Below are 14,920 nucleotides of genomic sequence, written 5' to 3'. Positions count from 1 at the left end.
TGATTTCAGGCCGCTTCGCCGCTGAGCCAGATGGCTGTAACGACAAGCGCATCGGTGAGATGCACGAGATCGGCCCGCGTCCCCGGTGAGAGATGGCCGCGATCAGCAAGCCGGAGGAACCGGGCCGGATAAAGGGTCGCCATGCGCAACGCCTCGGCGAGCGTCAGGTCGAGATAGGTGACGCCGTAACGGATCGTCGAGATCATGTCGACGTCGGAACCGGCCAGCGTGCCGTCGGAAAGCACCAGCTTCGAGCAGAAACCGCCCCTTTCGCGCCGGACGATGCGCCCGTTCAGCGTGAAAGAATCCTTCTCCGATCCGACGAGCGACATCGCGTCGGTGACGAAAAACAGCTTGCCTTCGCCGCGTTTGGCGCGCAGCGCCGTGCGCAAGGCCTTCGGATCAACATGATGGCCATCGGCGATGATGCCGCACCAGGTCGATGGATGATCGATCGCCGCGCCGACGAGGCCGGGCGTGCGGTGTCCCAACTGGCTCATGGCGTTGAAAAGATGCGTGACGCCCCGCGCGCCGGCATCAAAACGTTCTTCCGCCGCCTCGCTCGAACAATCGGAATGGCCGATGCTGATGGTGACGCCTGCTTCCGCAAGCTCGCGCACCTGGGCAACCGTCACCTGCTCGGCGGCCATGGTGACAAGCAGCGTGCCGATCGCCTCGCGCGCCCGGATGAAGGCCTTGACGTCGCGGTCCTCCACCGGCCGCATCAGTTCGGCCAGATGCGCGCCCTTGCGCGCAGGCGCCAGATGCGGGCCTTCGAGATGCAGGCCGGCAACGCCGCGGTTCGCTTTCACTGCCTCCTTGGCCGCCTCGATGGCGGCAATGGAAGCCTCTGAGGTATCGGTAATCAGCGTCGGCAGCAGCGACGTCGTGCCATAGGGCCGGTGCCCGCCGGCGATAATGTCCATCGAGGCAACGGATGGCTCGTCGTTCAGCATCCGCCCGGCGCCGCCATTGACCTGCGCATCGATGAAGCCGGCCGACAGAACACCGCCGGCAAGCGTCACCACTTCGCCGCCCGGCAGGTCATTTCTGGCAGCGATCGCTTCGACGCGGCCATCGGCAACGATGAGGGCTTTGTCGTCATGGAAACGCTCGCCGTCGAAGATGCGGGCGCCGACGAAGATCTTGCGGACCATCAGACCGTCTCCGTCACCTTGAGCAGGTTTGCCGGCTTGTCGGGATCGAAGCCCTTGCGGCGCGTCACCGACTCGATCAGCCGGTAATAGACCAGCAGCGACACCAGGGGATCGACGAGGCCGTTGCCCGTCGTCGGGACGCGCAGATGGACACCGGAGAGCGGCTGTGTCGAGAAGCCGACAGTGGTGGCGCCGAGTTTTTGCAGGCGCTCCAGCGCCTGGACATTGTTGGCGAAAGCCGCATCGTCGGGTGCGAAGGCGACGATCGGGAAGCCCGGCTGCACCAGGCGCATCGGGCCATGCATCAGTTCCGCCAGCGAGAAGGCCTCGGCATGCAGGCCGGAGGTTTCCTTGGCCTTCAGCGCCGCTTCGAGCGCGATCGCGAAGGCCGGGCCGCGGCCGGCGGTATAGAGCGAGGTCGCGTTGAAGAGCACCTCCTCGGCTGCCGCCGTGTCGATGCCGACAGTTGCCGAAAGCGCCTCCGGCAGCTTGCCCAGCGCAGCCTGCAGGTCGGACGCGCCGCCGATCGCAGCCGTCACGCCGGCAAGGGCGGCGACCGAGGCGATGAAGGATTTCGTCGCCGCGACGCTCTTTTCCGCACCGGCATTGAGGCCGAGAACGATATCGGCCTGTTTCGCAAGCGGGCTGTCGGTGACATTGACGACGGCAATCGTCGTCGCTCCGCCCTTCTTCGCCGCGTCCTGCAGCGCCACGATGTCGGGGCTGGCACCCGACTGCGAGACGGTGAAATGGACGCCACCCTTCAGATGCAGCGCTGCACCATAGACCGAAGCGATCGACGGGCCGACCGAGGCGACCGGAACGCCGCAGGTAATCTCGAAGAGATATTTGAAGAAGGTGGCGGCGTGGTCCGAGGAGCCGCGTGCCGCCGTCGTTACCACGCTCGGGCGGGAGGACGAAAACAGCCGGGCAATCTCGGCAAAGACCGGCTTTTCCTTTTCGAGCAGCGTCGCCACCACCTCTGGCGATTGGCCGGCTTCTTGCAGCATCAGCGATTGGTTGTCATTCATAGGTCATCTCCGATTCTCAATTCGGCAACGAAATCATAGGCATCGCCGCGATAATGCGAGCGGGTGTATTCGACGACGCGCTGGTCTTCCAGCCGCGACACGCGTTCGATCAGAAGCGCCGGCGCGCCTGCTTTGACGTTCAGGATCGCGGCGGAGGACGGGTCGAGCGTGACCGCGGTCAGCCGCTGCAGCGCGCGCACGGGTCTGTGGCCACTGGCCGTCAGCGCGTCGTAGAGCGATCCCTCGCCACCGGCATCGTGCTCCAGGAACTTCATCGGCACCACGGCGCGTTCGATCGCCAGCGGCAGGCCGTCGGCAAGGCGCAAACGGTCCAGTCTCAGCACCGGCTCGTCGCCGCCGAGGCCGAGCAGGAAGGATTCCTCCGGCGACGGCGTATTGACCGCCCGCGACAATATCCGTGCGGCCGGCAGACGCCCGCGTGAGCGCATGTCGGCGGAGAAGGAGGAAAGCCGCCACAGCGACTGTTCCATGCGTTCCACCCGGCTCGATACGAAAGTACCGCTTCCGTGGCGCGATTCCAGTGCGCCGGATGCCATTAGATCGCGATAGGCGGTGCGTACGGTGACACGGCCGAGCTTCAGAGCCTCGGCAAGGTCGCGCTCGCCCGGCAGCGCGGTGCCGGGCTTCAGTAGCCCTTCCTGAATGAGGCCGGTCAGCGTCTGCGCCAGCCGCTTGTAAAGCGGCCCGGTCAGCGCCTCGTCACGCAGGCCGCGGCTATTCAGTTCCGCTATCAGACTGGTTCTATCCATGGGGACACAATAGAACCTATATAGAACCAATCGGCAAGTCGGAATCGAGCACGGAATGAAAAAACCCTCGCCGGCGGACCGGCAAGGGTTTCATAGCGCTCAAGTTTGACAGGCGTGCGTCCGCAGCGCCGCGCGTTTAGAAACGCGCCGGCGCTGGAGGGCTCTCAGTTCTTGGTGAAGATATAATCCGTCTCCTGACGGAGCACTTCGCCGGGGCGCAGAACGGCATTCGGAAAACCTTGATGGTTGATGGCATCCGGCCAGACCTGCGTCTCCAGGCAGAAGCCGGCGAATGGACCGTATTTGCGCCCGCCGATGCCCGGAGCCCCGGTGTCAAGCTTGAAGCCGGCATAGAACTGCACGCCTGGCTCGGTGCTGCGCACTTCCAGCGACACACCGGAATAGAGGCTGCGGGCAAGCGCGACGCTCCTTTTGGCGGTACGCTCGGCGGACAGGCAGAAATTATGGTCGTACAGCACTTGTTCGCTGCCGACGAAACGCTTCATCGGCGCCATCTCACGGAAATCGAATCCCGTGCCCTCGACGGAACGGATCTCGCCGGTCGGCACCTGCTTCTCATCGGTCGGCAGATAGTGATCGGCGGCTATCATGATGTCATGGCCAAGCGCATCTTCGCGGCCGTCGAGATTGAAATAGGCGTGCTGGCAGACATTGGCGAGTGTCGGCTGGTCGCTGGTCGATTCATAGGTGATCGACAGTTCACCATTGCCATGCACCCAGAAAGTCGCGTGGATGGTGCAATTGCCGGGATAACCGGCACGGCCATCCGGATCGACGATCTTCAGCACCACGCGGTCGACATCATACTCGACGATCGTCCAATTGCGTTTGGCGATATTGTCGCTGCCGCCATGCAGATGCGTCACGCCGTTTTCATTCAGTTCGAGCTGATAGTCCTCGTCGTCAAGCGTAAACCTGCCGCCGCCGACGCGGTTGGCGCAGCGGCCGGGTGTCGCGCCGAAATAGGATGAATAGAGGGGGTAGCTGTCGAAATCGTCAAAGCCGAGCTGCAGCGGCGCGTCATGTCCCTCGAGGCGCAGATCCTGGATGACCGCGCCCCAGCTTATGATCTTGGCCGTCAGCCCACCGCCCTTGATCACGACGCGATAAACGGTCTCGCCCGCCTTCGTCTGCCCGAAAACGTCCCGCTCCAACTTATCCGACATGATCGACCGTCCATTCTATCTCTGCTGCAAATTCCTCAATTCGGGCTCGATTTGAGGAATTTGCAGCGATTCAAACTGTGCATTGCACGTCCGATGAAGACGCGCGGTGTGGTAGGTTTCGGGACAGGAACCTGCCCGCATTTGCTTCAATCCGCAACCGGTGGACCAGAAAGATTTGCCGCAGCAGTGATGCGGCGGCACCGGCTCGAGGCACGATCGGCCACGGTCAGAGGTCCGTGCCGATCTCTTCTACATCGAAGGGCGTCGTCTGGTAGATTTCATTGATCCAGTTGCCGAACAAGAGATGCGCATGGCTGCGCCAGCGGTTCTGCGGTGCAAGCGCCGGATCATTATGTGGGAAGTAATTGTGCGGCATCTTGATCGGCACGCCGGCATCGACGTCGCGGAAATACTCGTCGGAAAGCGAGGTCGAATCATATTCGACATGGTTGAACATATAGAGCCGCCGGCCCTTCTTCTCGTGCACGAGGCACACGCCCATCTCGGCTGATTCCATCAGGATCTCCAGGCTTTCGGATTTCTCGATATCGGCGCGGCGCACTTCGGTCCAGCGCGACACCGGCACCTCGAAATTGTCGGAAAAGCCATTGAGATAGATGGACGAAGGCTTCAGGTTGCGGTGGCGGTAAACCCCGAAGGCCTTCTCTTTCAGCTCGTATTTCGGAACGCCGTGGAAATGATAGATCGCCGCCATCGCGCCCCAGCAGACGTTCATCGTCGAATGGACATTCGTTTCCGTCCAGTCGAGAATCTGCTGCATCTCCGCCCAATAAGTGACATCCTCATAGGGCAAAAGCTCGATCGGCGCCCCGGTGATGATGAAGCCGTCGAACTTGCGGTGCTTTACCTCCTCCCAGGTCTGGTAGAAGGCTAGCAGATGATCCTCGGACGTATTCTTCGCCTTGTGGCCGCCGATACGGATGAGCGACAGTTCCACCTGCAGCGGCGAGGCGCCGACGAGGCGAGCCATCTGCAGTTCGGTCTTGATCTTGTTCGGCATGAGGTTGAGCAGCCCGATCTGCAACGGTCGGATATCCTGACGGATCGCCAACGTCTCGGTCATCACCCGCACACCTTCCTGAACCAGGGTTTCGAAGGCGGGCAGCGTATCGGGGATCTTGATGGGCATTGCGGTCACTCGATCAAAAACAAAAACCGGCGGCGAAAAAAATCGCTACCGGTCCGCACGCGGCCCTTTAGCGACTTTTTTAACGTGGCTGCAAGCCGGCCGGCCAAATCACCACGGAGGCCTTAATTAGACCCAGTCGGATTGCGAATCAACTGGCGAAAGCATGCAGGAGAGACTCATGCAAGCATCATCACACTTTAATGACTGATAGAATCTGTTGATAGACCGGTAACGCCACCATGTTATTTATAAGGGTATGGGCGATTTGGAAAAGCGTAATGGCAGATAAAATCGAGGGGAGGCCGGGCATCCGGAGGCAGGATAGGGTAGGGTATGATTTCAGCCTGACATATCGCCTCGGCGTCATGTTCTCAGCATTCTGGAATTCGGAAGTGCGCGGCAGGGTGCTGTTTCTGGCGACCGTGCTGATCCTCGTTATCCTGGCGACGTCCTACGGCCAGGTCATTTTGAACGAGTGGAATGCTCCCTTCTACGACTCGCTGGAGCGCCGCGACCTCGGCGAATTCTTCCACCAACTCGAAATCTTCGCGATGATCGCCGGCACACTGCTGCTGCTCAACGTGCTGCAGGCCTGGCTGAATCAGATGACGGCGCTCTATATGCGCGAAGGCTTGTCACGCGATTTGGTTGACCAGTGGCTGAAGCGCAAGCGGGCGCTGCGGCTTGCCTCCAGCGGCCTGATCGGCGTCAATCCGGACCAGCGCCTGCACGAAGATTCCCGCAACCTCGCCGAAAGCACGACGGGGCTGGTTCTCGGCCTGCTGCAGTCGACCATTCTCCTGGTGAGCTTCATCGGCGTGCTCTGGGAGCTTTCCAGCGGCTTCATCTTCCGCATCAGCGGCCATAGCTTCTCCATTCCAGGCTACATGGTCTGGGCGGCGATTTTCTATGCCGCTTCCGCCTCGGTGCTGAGCCAGGTCGTCGGTCGCAAGCTGGTGAAGCTCAATGCCGACCGTTTTTCGAAAGAAGCCGAGCTTCGCTTCACGCTGATGCATGCCAATGAGAACATGCCGGCGATTACCGTTGCCCGCGGCGAGGAGAACGAACGCCGGCGCATCAACACCGATATCAGCTCGGTCCTGACAGTCGTCAAGCGGCTCGCCATGGCCAATACCAATCTCACCTGGGTTTCGGCCGGCTATGGCTGGCTGGTGATCGTCATCCCGATCATCGTTGCCGCCCCCGCCTATTTCTCCGGCGGCCTCACCCTCGGCCAGCTGATGATGTCCGTCGGCGCCTTCAACCAGGTCAACACGGCGCTGCGCTGGTATGTCTCCAATTTCGGCCCGATCGCCGAATGGCGCGCCACGCTGATGCGCGTCACCGATTTCCGCCAGGCGCTGGTCGACATGGAAGAGGACTTCGACCTCAAGGACAGCATCGCCTATGAAAACGCCGCGCCCGACACGCTGACGCTGAAGGATGTGGTGATCGTCGCCAAGGTCGGCGAAGACATCGAGGAATGCGGCGGTTTCCGCCTGCGTGAAACCAATGTCGTGATCAAGGCCGGCGAAAAGATCATGATCAACGGCGATCACAGCGTCAACCGCAAGCTGCTCTTCCAGGCGATGGCCGGCCTCTGGCCGTGCGGTAGCGGCACGATGGGCCTGCCGCCAATCGACGACATGCTCTTCGTTCCGCAGGTTGCCTATGTTCCCGGCGGCACGCTGCGCGAGGCGCTGGCCTTTCCCGAACGTCCCGAAGCCTACGAGAAAGCCGCCGTCGAGTCTGCCCTCGACAAGGTTGGTCTCCATTCGCTGATCGCAAGGCTCGATACCCGCGCCCGCTGGGACAAGATGCTCGACGGCGACCAGCAGAAAGCGATCGGATTTGCCCGGCTGCTTCTCGTGCGCCCGCGCTGGATCATCTTCGACGAAGTGCTGGAAGGCATGGAGCCGGAATTACAGGAAACGATGGCCAAACTGCTCACCTCGATGCCCGAAAGCGGCATGATCTATATCGGCCGCTCCGAGGCCTATCTCGAGGCGCTGAGGCCGCGCGTGCTGCATCTGCAGGCGCTGCCGTCAGCATCCGAGGAGCCGCCTGCCGCCCAGACCGGCGCCAGCGCCAGTGCGGGCGCTGCCGCCGTGCCCGCGCCGGCGCTTTAATGCATGCCGCCCAAAAGTGTGGAGCGGTTTTGGGATGACGGCATGCATAAGACAGGATTTGAGCCGCTGGTCACATCGGCGGCGTGATGCCGTTGAGGCCGACGGCGATCTGGCTGGCCGAGATGCTGCCGTCCGCCGCCTTCTCGCCGGTGACGACGACGCCGGCGCCGGGCTTCAGATCATCCTTGGTCGCAGGCGCCAACGTCACAATCGGCGTGCCATCGGCAATCGAGATCGTCTTTTCCTTGCCCTGATAGGTCAGCGTAATCGTGTGGCCGTCGACGGATTTGACGGCGTTGCTGACCGTCGCGTTGGTCATCTGGCTGTTCGGCTGCGCATCCCAGGGACGATTGCCCTCGCCGGTTCCCTTCATCGACGCCGGAAAGATCAGCACCTCGATCGCCCCGTCCGGGCCGGTGCCCTTCGGAAGCGAAGCGACGCCGACAAAATCGCCGGGTTTGATATCCTCGACCGAAGCTTGTCTGATGCCGCCGACCTTCCAGCCGGATTTCAGCGCGATCGTCGCATCGCTCCCCTCGCGGGTCTTGACGACGAGCGTATCGCCGCTGAGGCTTTCGATTGCGCCGCGAACACGAATGCGCTGGGCATCCTGCGCCTGTGCAGCTTGCGACAGGGCAAGCGCCACGAGGCTGCCGACAGTAAGTGCTGTGAGAAAACGGGGATGAGGCTTGCGAGACATATGACTTTTCCTTGTCGCCATTGCGATCGGCAATATCCCCGGCTGCCGGATGGCACCTTATGCCGCAGGACGACACACTGACGAATCAAGGAAAAGTGAGCCTTCGGCCTTGAGAAAATCTCAGCCTTCCAGCTCTTCCCGCAGCATTTCGAGCTCCAGCCACTCCTCTTCCATGTCAGTCAGGCTGGCGCGCAGTTTTTCCATCTCGCCGGCAAGCCGGTTGAAGGTTGCGGGATCGCGCGTGAAAAGATTGGGATCTGCCATCACCTGTTCGCGCTTGGCGATTTCGGCTTCGGCCTTCGCCATTTCCTTTGGCAGGTTTTCCAGTGCGAATTTCTGCTTGAAGGAGAGCTTGACCTTCGAGCTGCCTGAAGCTGTTGCTTGCTGCGTCTTCGGTTTCTCCGCCGCCTTCTCGGCCCTCTTACGCTCCTCGAGCGCGCCCTTGCGCTGTACAAGCATGTCCGAGTAGCCGCCAGCATATTCGATCCAGCGACCATCAGGCGCATCCGGCACGGCGGGTGCGATCGTCGAGGTCACGGTGCGGTCGAGGAAATCGCGGTCGTGGCTGACGAGAATGACGGTGCCGGGAAAGCCGGCGACAATCTCCTGCAGGAGATCGAGCGTTTCGATATCGAGATCGTTGGTCGGCTCGTCGAGGATCAACAGGTTCGTCGGGCGCGAAAGGATGCGCGCCAGCATCAGCCGGGCGCGTTCGCCGCCGGAGAGGTTTCTGATCGGTGTACGCGCCTGTTCCGGCTGGAACAGAAATTCCTTCATGTAGCCGGTGACATGGCGCTGCTCGCCGTTGACGAGCAGGTTTTCGCCGCGCCCATCCGTCAGATAATTGGCAAGTGTATCCTCGGGGTCGAGATCCTCGCGTTTCTGGTCGAGCGTCGCGATCTCCAGATTGGTGCCGAGCTTGACGATGCCGCTATCGGGCGAAAGCTGCCCGGTCAGCATCTTCAGCAGCGTCGTCTTGCCGGCGCCGTTCGGTCCGACCAGACCAATGCAGTCACCGCGATGCACGCGGATCGAAAACGGCGTGACGATTGCCCGCTCGCCGAAGCTCTTGGTGATCTTGTCGGCCTCGATCACCAGCTTGCCGGATTCCTGCGCGTCCGAAACCGTCGCCTGCACCGTGCCCTGCGGCCCCTTATGGCCGCGATAATTCGAGCGCATCGTCTGCAGCTCGCCGAGACGGCGCATGTTGCGCTTGCGCCGCGCCGTGACGCCGTAGCGCAGCCAGTGCTCCTCGCGCTCGATCGACTTGCCGAGCTTGTGCTGCTCCAGCTCCTCGGCCTCCAGCACCTGGTCGCGCCAGGCTTCGAAATGCGCAAAGCCTCTGTCGAGCCGGCGCGAGGTGCCGCGGTCGAGCCAGACGGTTGCCGTCGAGACCTTTTCGAGGAAACGCCGGTCGTGCGAGATCAGCACCAAGGCGCTGCGCGTCTTTTGCAGCTCGCCTTCCAGCCATTCGATGGTCGGCAAGTCGAGATGGTTGGTCGGTTCGTCGAGCAGAAGAATGTCCGGCTCTGGTGCCATAACCCGGGCAAGGGCTGCGCGCCGCGATTCGCCACCGGACAGCATTCTGGGGTCTTCATCGCCGCTCAGCCCGAGATGCGACAGCAGATAGGTGACACGATAAGGGTCATCGCCTGGCCCGAGGCCGGCCTCGGCATAGGCCTGCACCGTGTTGAAACCGGCAAAATCCGGCGCCTGTTCGAGATAACGCACCGTCGAGGACGGATGGCGGAAGACCTCGCCGGACTGCGCCTCGACCAGGCCGGCGGCAATCTTCAGCAGCGTCGATTTTCCCGAGCCGTTACGCCCGACGAGACAGATTTTGTCACCGGGCTCGATCTGCAGGCCAGCACCGGCCAGAAGCGGTGCACCGCCAAAGCTCAGGAAGATATCGTCGAGTTTCAGAATGGGAGGGGCCAAAAATCAGACTCCGGAAAGATCATAGGGCCGGGCGAGCACGATTGCCCGGCCGCTGCGGAGCGAAAAGCGAACCTTGCCTTCCGCAACATTGGAAATGGTGCGCGACGAGCCGAAAGGCAGATGGAAATCCGCCAGCGGATAACGCGCATTCTCGATGGTAAGCCCTCTTAGCTCGCTGAATCCGGGCACGGAAAACAGGCTGCCTTTGGGAAGGTCCAGTTGGATCGTACCGGCAATGAGCGGCACCGCCTCTTCCTTGCCCGAGGTCAGCAGCAGATCGAAACCCTCTTCCGCCAGGCTGACGGCCGACAGCAGATGCTGAAGCGCGTGGTCGGAACGTTCACCGCCGAGCGCGCCGGCGAGGATGAGCCGCCGCGCGCCCCGCGCGATTGCTTCCGCCACTGCGATTTCGCCGTCCGTCGCCGCCTTCGCTGCCGGATAGGGCTGTTTCGGCACATCGGGAAATGCACCCGCGAGATCATCAGGCGTCGAATCGAAATCGCCGACCCAGAGCTCCGGCGTAATGCCGAGTGCTGCCGCATGCCGCATGCCGCCATCGGCCGCAATGAAGCGGCTGTCTTCGATGGCATCGCGCAGGCGCTCCGTCAGGCTGAGTTCGCCGCCAAGGAGAATGGTGAAGGTGGATTGGCTCATGGGCATTGCCCTTAGCGCAAACGAGGGGTCGAGGGGAAGGGCCGGCGAACGACGGCGTCTGCCTCAGCCCGGCGTATCCTTGTCGCGCGACAGGAAAACCGCCTCGTAGCCGCCGATGAAGCGCTCGAAAAGCGCTGCGAAGCGCTCGACATCTTCCTGCGGCCAGTCGGAAACGATCTCGGAAATGATCGCAAGCTTCTGCGCGACGATCTCGGCAAGCAGGTCCTGGCCGACCTCGGTCATCACAACGACGATCCGCCGCGCATCGGCCTGTGATGCCTCGCGGCGCAGCACGTTGCGCCCGACCATGTCGGCCACCACCCGGCTTGCCCGTGACGGATCGATGCGCAGCATCTCCGCAATCATGCCGACCGTGACCTCGCCGGCAGGCTGTGCCCTGCGCACGGCATCGAGCACATCGAGATGCGAAAGCTCGAGGCCCGGTGCAGCACTCTGGATCGCCAGCCGGCCGATCAGCCGCCGCCCGGTCATCAGCCGCATGCGCGCCATGCTCCGGCCGATACGCGGCACGTTTTCACGATCCGGCTCGGCCGGCTCCACAGAAGGGGTCTTGGTCAGGACGTCGCTCATCACAGGACCATAACAGAGCCGATTCAAAAATTGAATATGCCGATGTCATTAATGTGCCATTGACAACTATATGCTGTTAGCACATAAAAGTACGTCAACCCGGAACGATGCCTCCCATGGACATGCAACTCGCGCCTGCGCCGCTCGTGACGGATCCTCGTCGCCGGCTTATCCTCTTCTTCTTCCTGATGACCGCCATGTTCATGGCGACGCTCGATAATCAGATCGTCTCCACGGCTCTGCCGACGATCGTCGGCGAATTCGGCCATCTCGAGCGCTTCGGCTGGATCGGCTCGGCCTATCTCCTGTCGCTCAGCGCCGTCATGCCGGTCTACGGCAAGCTCGGCGATCTGTTCGGCCGCAAGTACGTGATGATGACGGCGATCATGATCTTCACCCTCGGATCGACAGTCTGCGGCCTGGCGGTCTCTATGGACACGCTGATCGCCGCCCGTGTGCTGCAGGGCCTTGGTGGCGGCGGCATCATGGTGTCGATCTTCGCCGTCAACGCCGACCTGTTCGAGCCGCGCGAGCGGGCGCGCTATCAAAGCTATTCCAGCCTCGTGCTGATGGCATCGGGCGCGATCGGTCCTGTGCTCGGCGGCACGATGAGCGATCTCTTCGGCTGGCGCTCGATCTTCCTCGTCAACGTGCCGATCGGCTTCATCGTGCTCACCGGCCTTGCCTTCATGCTGCCGTACCGCAAACCGCATCGCCGCCCCAAGATCGATTATGCCGGTGCGCTTCTGCTTGCCATGACGACGACAAGCATCGTGCTTGCCACCGACAGCAGCGAACTGTTTGGTGCATTGATTTCGCCTGAGAGCATCGGCATCGTCGCCTTCGGCGTCGTCTGCGCCGTCACCTGGGTGTTCGTCGAGCGCCGCGCACCCGAACCGATCGTTCCCCTGCAGCTGTTTCGCAATTCGACCTTCAGCCTTCTCCTGGTGATCTCGATCATGGGCGGCGCCATCGCCATCGGCATGGTCAATTATCTCGCCCTCTTCCTGCAGACCACGACCGGCCTTTCGCCGTCGGCCGCCGGCCTGCTCTTCATCCTTCTGACCGGCGGCCTCGTCTGCGGGTCGCTTTCCGCAGGCCGCATCATCTCGAAGACGGGGCGCTACAAACCCTTCGCCATCGCAAGCCTCACCTGCAGCGCCATCGCCTTTGCGCTGATGTCGCAGATCCACGCCGGAACGCCGATCGCCTTCATCGGCGCGGTCATGATGCTGCACGGCGTCGGCATCGGCCTTGCCCAGCAGGTTCCCGTCATCGGCGTACAGAATGCAGCACCCGCCCGCGACGTCGGCGCCGCCACCGGCTCGGTGACGCTGTCGCGCATGGGCGGCGCCTCGATCGCCATTTCCATCTATGGCGCCATCATCGCCTCTGAGCTCGGCAAGGTCGGCGTCTCCATTCCGGGCGTCGCCGATATCAAGCAGCTGACGCCGAAAATGATGGCCGCCCTTCCCGAAGCGAGCCGCCAGGCCGTCGCCGATACCTATGCCGCCGCTTTTTCGCCGCTCTTCATGACTTCCTGCGCCATTGCGCTGATCGGCCTTGCCGCCGCCATCATGTTGAAACCCGTGCAACTGCCCCGCGCCGACGAGACGACGAAGCCGCAACCGGCGACGGCGGAAGCTGCCGAATAGTCGAATCGTTACCCGCAAGAGAATGCTTCCTCAGTGAGGCGTTCCCTCTCGATGCCTGTATCAGGGGTTGTAATTTTCTCGCAGGACTGTCGCTATCCAGCCGGTTGCTTCAATCGGGCCGTTCTTTTTCCGCGCTGTCGACGAATCTCGGCTTTGTGACGGAACTTTCGCCATAATTTCATCCGAGCGAAAGGAAGCCTTAATGCCTGAGGCTTGCTAAAATGCAACGGCGCCACATTTAAACAGAGTCTCGCTATGCAACCGATGCGTAAATCAGCTACAGCAACGACTTGTATCGGCCGATTGTGCAGCGCGAGATCAGGGGTGCGCACCTGTTGAGTTCCCCTTGCCACGGTCGGTCCGAATCTGCGGCAAACCGGCAAAACAGCGACATGATGCGGAGAATCAGACTGGACAGCTTGACGACGTGGAAATCGCCCGCGCTTTCCAGTGATGCCATCTCCGCGCCGCGGCGCTTCGCGCGTCGCATGATGCTGCTTTCGGCCCTCGCAATGGCGCTGAATGGCTGTCAATCGCTGATCGACCAATCCTATCAGCCCAGTGTTTCGCCTTCTTCCAATCCGCAGATCGTCGACGAGGTGCAGAAGAACGATCCGCGCGCGGCGATGGGCGCCCGTGAGCATCCGCGCATCGTGGCAAGCTACGGCGGCGAATACAAAGACGCCAAAACCGAGCGCCTCGTCGCCCGCATCGCCGGCGCGTTGACGGCGGTGTCGGAAAATCCGAGCCAGTCCTACCGCATCACCATCCTGAATTCGCCGGCGATCAACGCCTTCGCGCTGCCGGGCGGTTATCTCTACGTCACCCGCGGCCTGCTCGCCCTTGCCAACGACGCCTCGGAAGTCGCCGCCGTGCTGTCGCACGAAATGGGCCATGTGACCGCGAACCACGGCATCGAGCGGCAGAAGCGCGAAGAGGCTGAGGTCATCGCCAGCCGCGTCGTCGCCGAGGTCCTCTCCAGCGACATCGCCGGCAAGCAGGCGCTTGCCCGCGGCAAGCTGCGGCTCGCCGCCTTCTCCCGCCAGCAGGAGCTGCAGGCCGATGTCATCGGCGTGCGCATGCTCGGCGAAGCCGGCTACGACCCCTATGCCGCCGCCAGGTTCCTCGATTCGATGGCCGCTTACAGTCGCTTCATGTCGGTTGATCCCGAAGCCGACCAGAGCCTTGACTTCCTGTCGAGCCATCCGAATTCGGCCCAGCGCATAGAACTTGCCCGCACTCACGCCCGCGCCTTCGGCCAGGAAGGGTCGGTCGGCGACAAGGGTCGCAACTATTATCTCGATGGCATAGACGGACTGCTCTACGGCGACAGCCCGGAAGAAGGCTATGTGCGCGGCCAGACCTTCCTGCATGGCGGTCTCGGCATCCGTTTCGACGTGCCGCCGGATTTCCACATCGACAACAAGGTCGAAGCGGTGATGGCCACCGGCCCGAACGACATCGCCGTCCGCTTCGACGGCGTCGCCGACAATCAGAACCAGAGCCTCACCAACTATATCTCCAGCGGCTGGGTGACCGGGCTCGACCCGTCGACCATTCGGCCGATCACCATCAACGGCATGGAAGCAGCCACAGCACGCGCCAGCGCCGACCGCTGGGATTTCGATGTGACCGTGATCCGCAACAATTCGCAGATCTTTCGTTTCCTGACCGCCGTGCCGAAAGGCAGCGGCGCCCTTGAGCCAACGGCGAATGTGCTGCGCGCGAGTTTCCGCCGCATGACGCCGGCAGAGGCCGCCTCGCTGAAGCCGCTGCGCATCCGCGTCGTCACCGTCCGGCCGGGCGAGAACATCTCGACACTCGCCGCCCGCATGATGGGCACAGACCGCAAGCTCGATCTCTTCAAGCTCATCAACGCCCTTCCCACGGGTGCAGCCGTTGCAACAGGCGATCGCGTCAAGATCATCGCCGAATAAAAGAGGCCCGGCTTGCGCCGG

General features: G+C 62.2%; 12 protein-coding genes and 1 riboswitch. Of the genes, 3 read left to right on the top strand and 9 right to left on the bottom strand.

What is annotated here, in order from left to right; translation table 11 throughout:
• Positions 1–5: 5 nt before the first annotated feature.
• From nagA to metA, 5 genes are all read right to left on the bottom strand, one after another.
• Positions 6–1,157, bottom strand: coding sequence for an N-acetylglucosamine-6-phosphate deacetylase (gene nagA / locus A6U98_RS09715; protein WP_064649568.1), 1,152 nt, complete (start codon positions 1,155–1,157; stop codon positions 6–8).
• Positions 1,157–2,188: an SIS domain-containing protein gene (locus A6U98_RS09710; RefSeq protein WP_064649566.1), complete on the bottom strand. Its 1,032-nt coding sequence runs from the start codon at positions 2,186–2,188 to the stop codon at positions 1,157–1,159. Before A6U98_RS09710 ends, nagA begins: the two co-directional genes overlap by 1 nt.
• Positions 2,185–2,958: a GntR family transcriptional regulator gene (locus tag A6U98_RS09705; RefSeq protein ID WP_064649564.1), complete on the bottom strand. Its 774-nt coding sequence runs from the start codon at positions 2,956–2,958 to the stop codon at positions 2,185–2,187. Before A6U98_RS09705 ends, A6U98_RS09710 begins: the two co-directional genes overlap by 4 nt.
• A 164-nt stretch (positions 2,959–3,122) precedes the next feature.
• The gene (locus A6U98_RS09700; RefSeq protein WP_064649562.1) at positions 3,123–4,145 is read right to left on the bottom strand and encodes an aldose epimerase family protein; all 1,023 of its coding nucleotides are present in this window, start codon (positions 4,143–4,145) and stop codon (positions 3,123–3,125) included.
• Between the two features lie 226 nt (positions 4,146–4,371).
• Complete coding sequence (gene metA / locus A6U98_RS09695; protein WP_018481841.1) at positions 4,372–5,295, bottom strand: homoserine O-succinyltransferase; 924 nt, start codon at positions 5,293–5,295, stop codon at positions 4,372–4,374.
• A gap of 47 nt (positions 5,296–5,342) precedes the next feature.
• A riboswitch (SAM riboswitch) is annotated at positions 5,343–5,420 on the bottom strand.
• Between the two features lie 114 nt (positions 5,421–5,534).
• Here metA and A6U98_RS09690 point away from each other — a divergent pair.
• Complete coding sequence (locus tag A6U98_RS09690; RefSeq protein ID WP_197496367.1) at positions 5,535–7,424, top strand: ABC transporter ATP-binding protein/permease; 1,890 nt, start codon at positions 5,535–5,537, stop codon at positions 7,422–7,424.
• A gap of 70 nt (positions 7,425–7,494) precedes the next feature.
• Here A6U98_RS09690 and A6U98_RS09685 read toward each other — a convergent pair whose 3' ends face one another.
• The 4 genes from A6U98_RS09685 to A6U98_RS09670 form a co-directional block, all read right to left on the bottom strand.
• On the bottom strand, positions 7,495–8,124 hold the full coding sequence (locus A6U98_RS09685) for a hypothetical protein (protein ID WP_064649558.1): 630 nt from the start codon (positions 8,122–8,124) through the stop codon (positions 7,495–7,497).
• A gap of 120 nt (positions 8,125–8,244) precedes the next feature.
• Complete coding sequence (locus A6U98_RS09680; protein WP_064649555.1) at positions 8,245–10,062, bottom strand: ABC-F family ATP-binding cassette domain-containing protein; 1,818 nt, start codon at positions 10,060–10,062, stop codon at positions 8,245–8,247.
• A gap of 3 nt (positions 10,063–10,065) precedes the next feature.
• Entirely contained in the window at positions 10,066–10,722 is a 657-nt protein-coding gene (locus tag A6U98_RS09675; RefSeq protein WP_197496366.1) for a thiamine diphosphokinase, read from the bottom strand.
• Between the two features lie 57 nt (positions 10,723–10,779).
• A complete protein-coding gene (locus A6U98_RS09670) occupies positions 10,780–11,307 on the bottom strand; it encodes a MarR family winged helix-turn-helix transcriptional regulator (RefSeq protein ID WP_027668531.1) in 528 nt (175 codons plus the stop codon).
• A 116-nt stretch (positions 11,308–11,423) separates the two neighbouring features.
• Here A6U98_RS09670 and A6U98_RS09665 point away from each other — a divergent pair, with 116 nt between their 5' ends.
• Together A6U98_RS09665 and A6U98_RS09660 are read left to right on the top strand one after the other, a co-directional pair.
• A complete protein-coding gene (locus A6U98_RS09665; RefSeq protein WP_064649550.1) occupies positions 11,424–12,962 on the top strand; it encodes an MDR family MFS transporter in 1,539 nt (512 codons plus the stop codon).
• A gap of 392 nt (positions 12,963–13,354) precedes the next feature.
• Positions 13,355–14,899 (top strand): M48 family metalloprotease, encoded by a 1,545-nt coding sequence (locus A6U98_RS09660; protein WP_064649547.1) that lies wholly within the window; start codon positions 13,355–13,357, stop codon positions 14,897–14,899.
• The last annotated feature ends 21 nt before the right edge of the window (positions 14,900–14,920 follow it).

Origin of the sequence: Rhizobium sp. WYCCWR10014, from assembly GCF_001657485.1 — a bacterium.
GTDB lineage: Bacteria > Pseudomonadota > Alphaproteobacteria > Rhizobiales > Rhizobiaceae > Rhizobium.
Note: the sequence above shows the minus strand (reverse complement) of the source record. Positions and strands in the feature narration are given on the sequence as shown.

Excerpts from the sequence above, each read along its gene's own strand:
- nagA (WP_064649568.1), bottom strand. The coding sequence starts at position 1,157 with ATGGTCCGCAAGATCTTCGTCGGCGCCCGCATCTTCGACGGCGAGCGT.
- A6U98_RS09710 (WP_064649566.1), bottom strand. The coding sequence starts at position 2,188 with ATGAATGACAACCAATCGCTGATGCTGCAAGAAGCCGGCCAATCGCCA.
- A6U98_RS09705 (WP_064649564.1), bottom strand. The coding sequence starts at position 2,958 with ATGGATAGAACCAGTCTGATAGCGGAACTGAATAGCCGCGGCCTGCGT.
- A6U98_RS09700 (WP_064649562.1), bottom strand. The coding sequence starts at position 4,145 with ATGTCGGATAAGTTGGAGCGGGACGTTTTCGGGCAGACGAAGGCGGGC.
- metA (WP_018481841.1), bottom strand. The coding sequence starts at position 5,295 with ATGCCCATCAAGATCCCCGATACGCTGCCCGCCTTCGAAACCCTGGTT.
- A6U98_RS09690 (WP_197496367.1), top strand. The coding sequence starts at position 5,535 with ATGTTATTTATAAGGGTATGGGCGATTTGGAAAAGCGTAATGGCAGAT.
- A6U98_RS09685 (WP_064649558.1), bottom strand. The coding sequence starts at position 8,124 with ATGTCTCGCAAGCCTCATCCCCGTTTTCTCACAGCACTTACTGTCGGC.
- A6U98_RS09675 (WP_197496366.1), bottom strand. The coding sequence starts at position 10,722 with ATGCCCATGAGCCAATCCACCTTCACCATTCTCCTTGGCGGCGAACTC.
- A6U98_RS09670 (WP_027668531.1), bottom strand. The coding sequence starts at position 11,307 with ATGAGCGACGTCCTGACCAAGACCCCTTCTGTGGAGCCGGCCGAGCCG.
- A6U98_RS09665 (WP_064649550.1), top strand. The coding sequence starts at position 11,424 with ATGGACATGCAACTCGCGCCTGCGCCGCTCGTGACGGATCCTCGTCGC.
- A6U98_RS09660 (WP_064649547.1), top strand. The coding sequence starts at position 13,355 with ATGATGCGGAGAATCAGACTGGACAGCTTGACGACGTGGAAATCGCCC.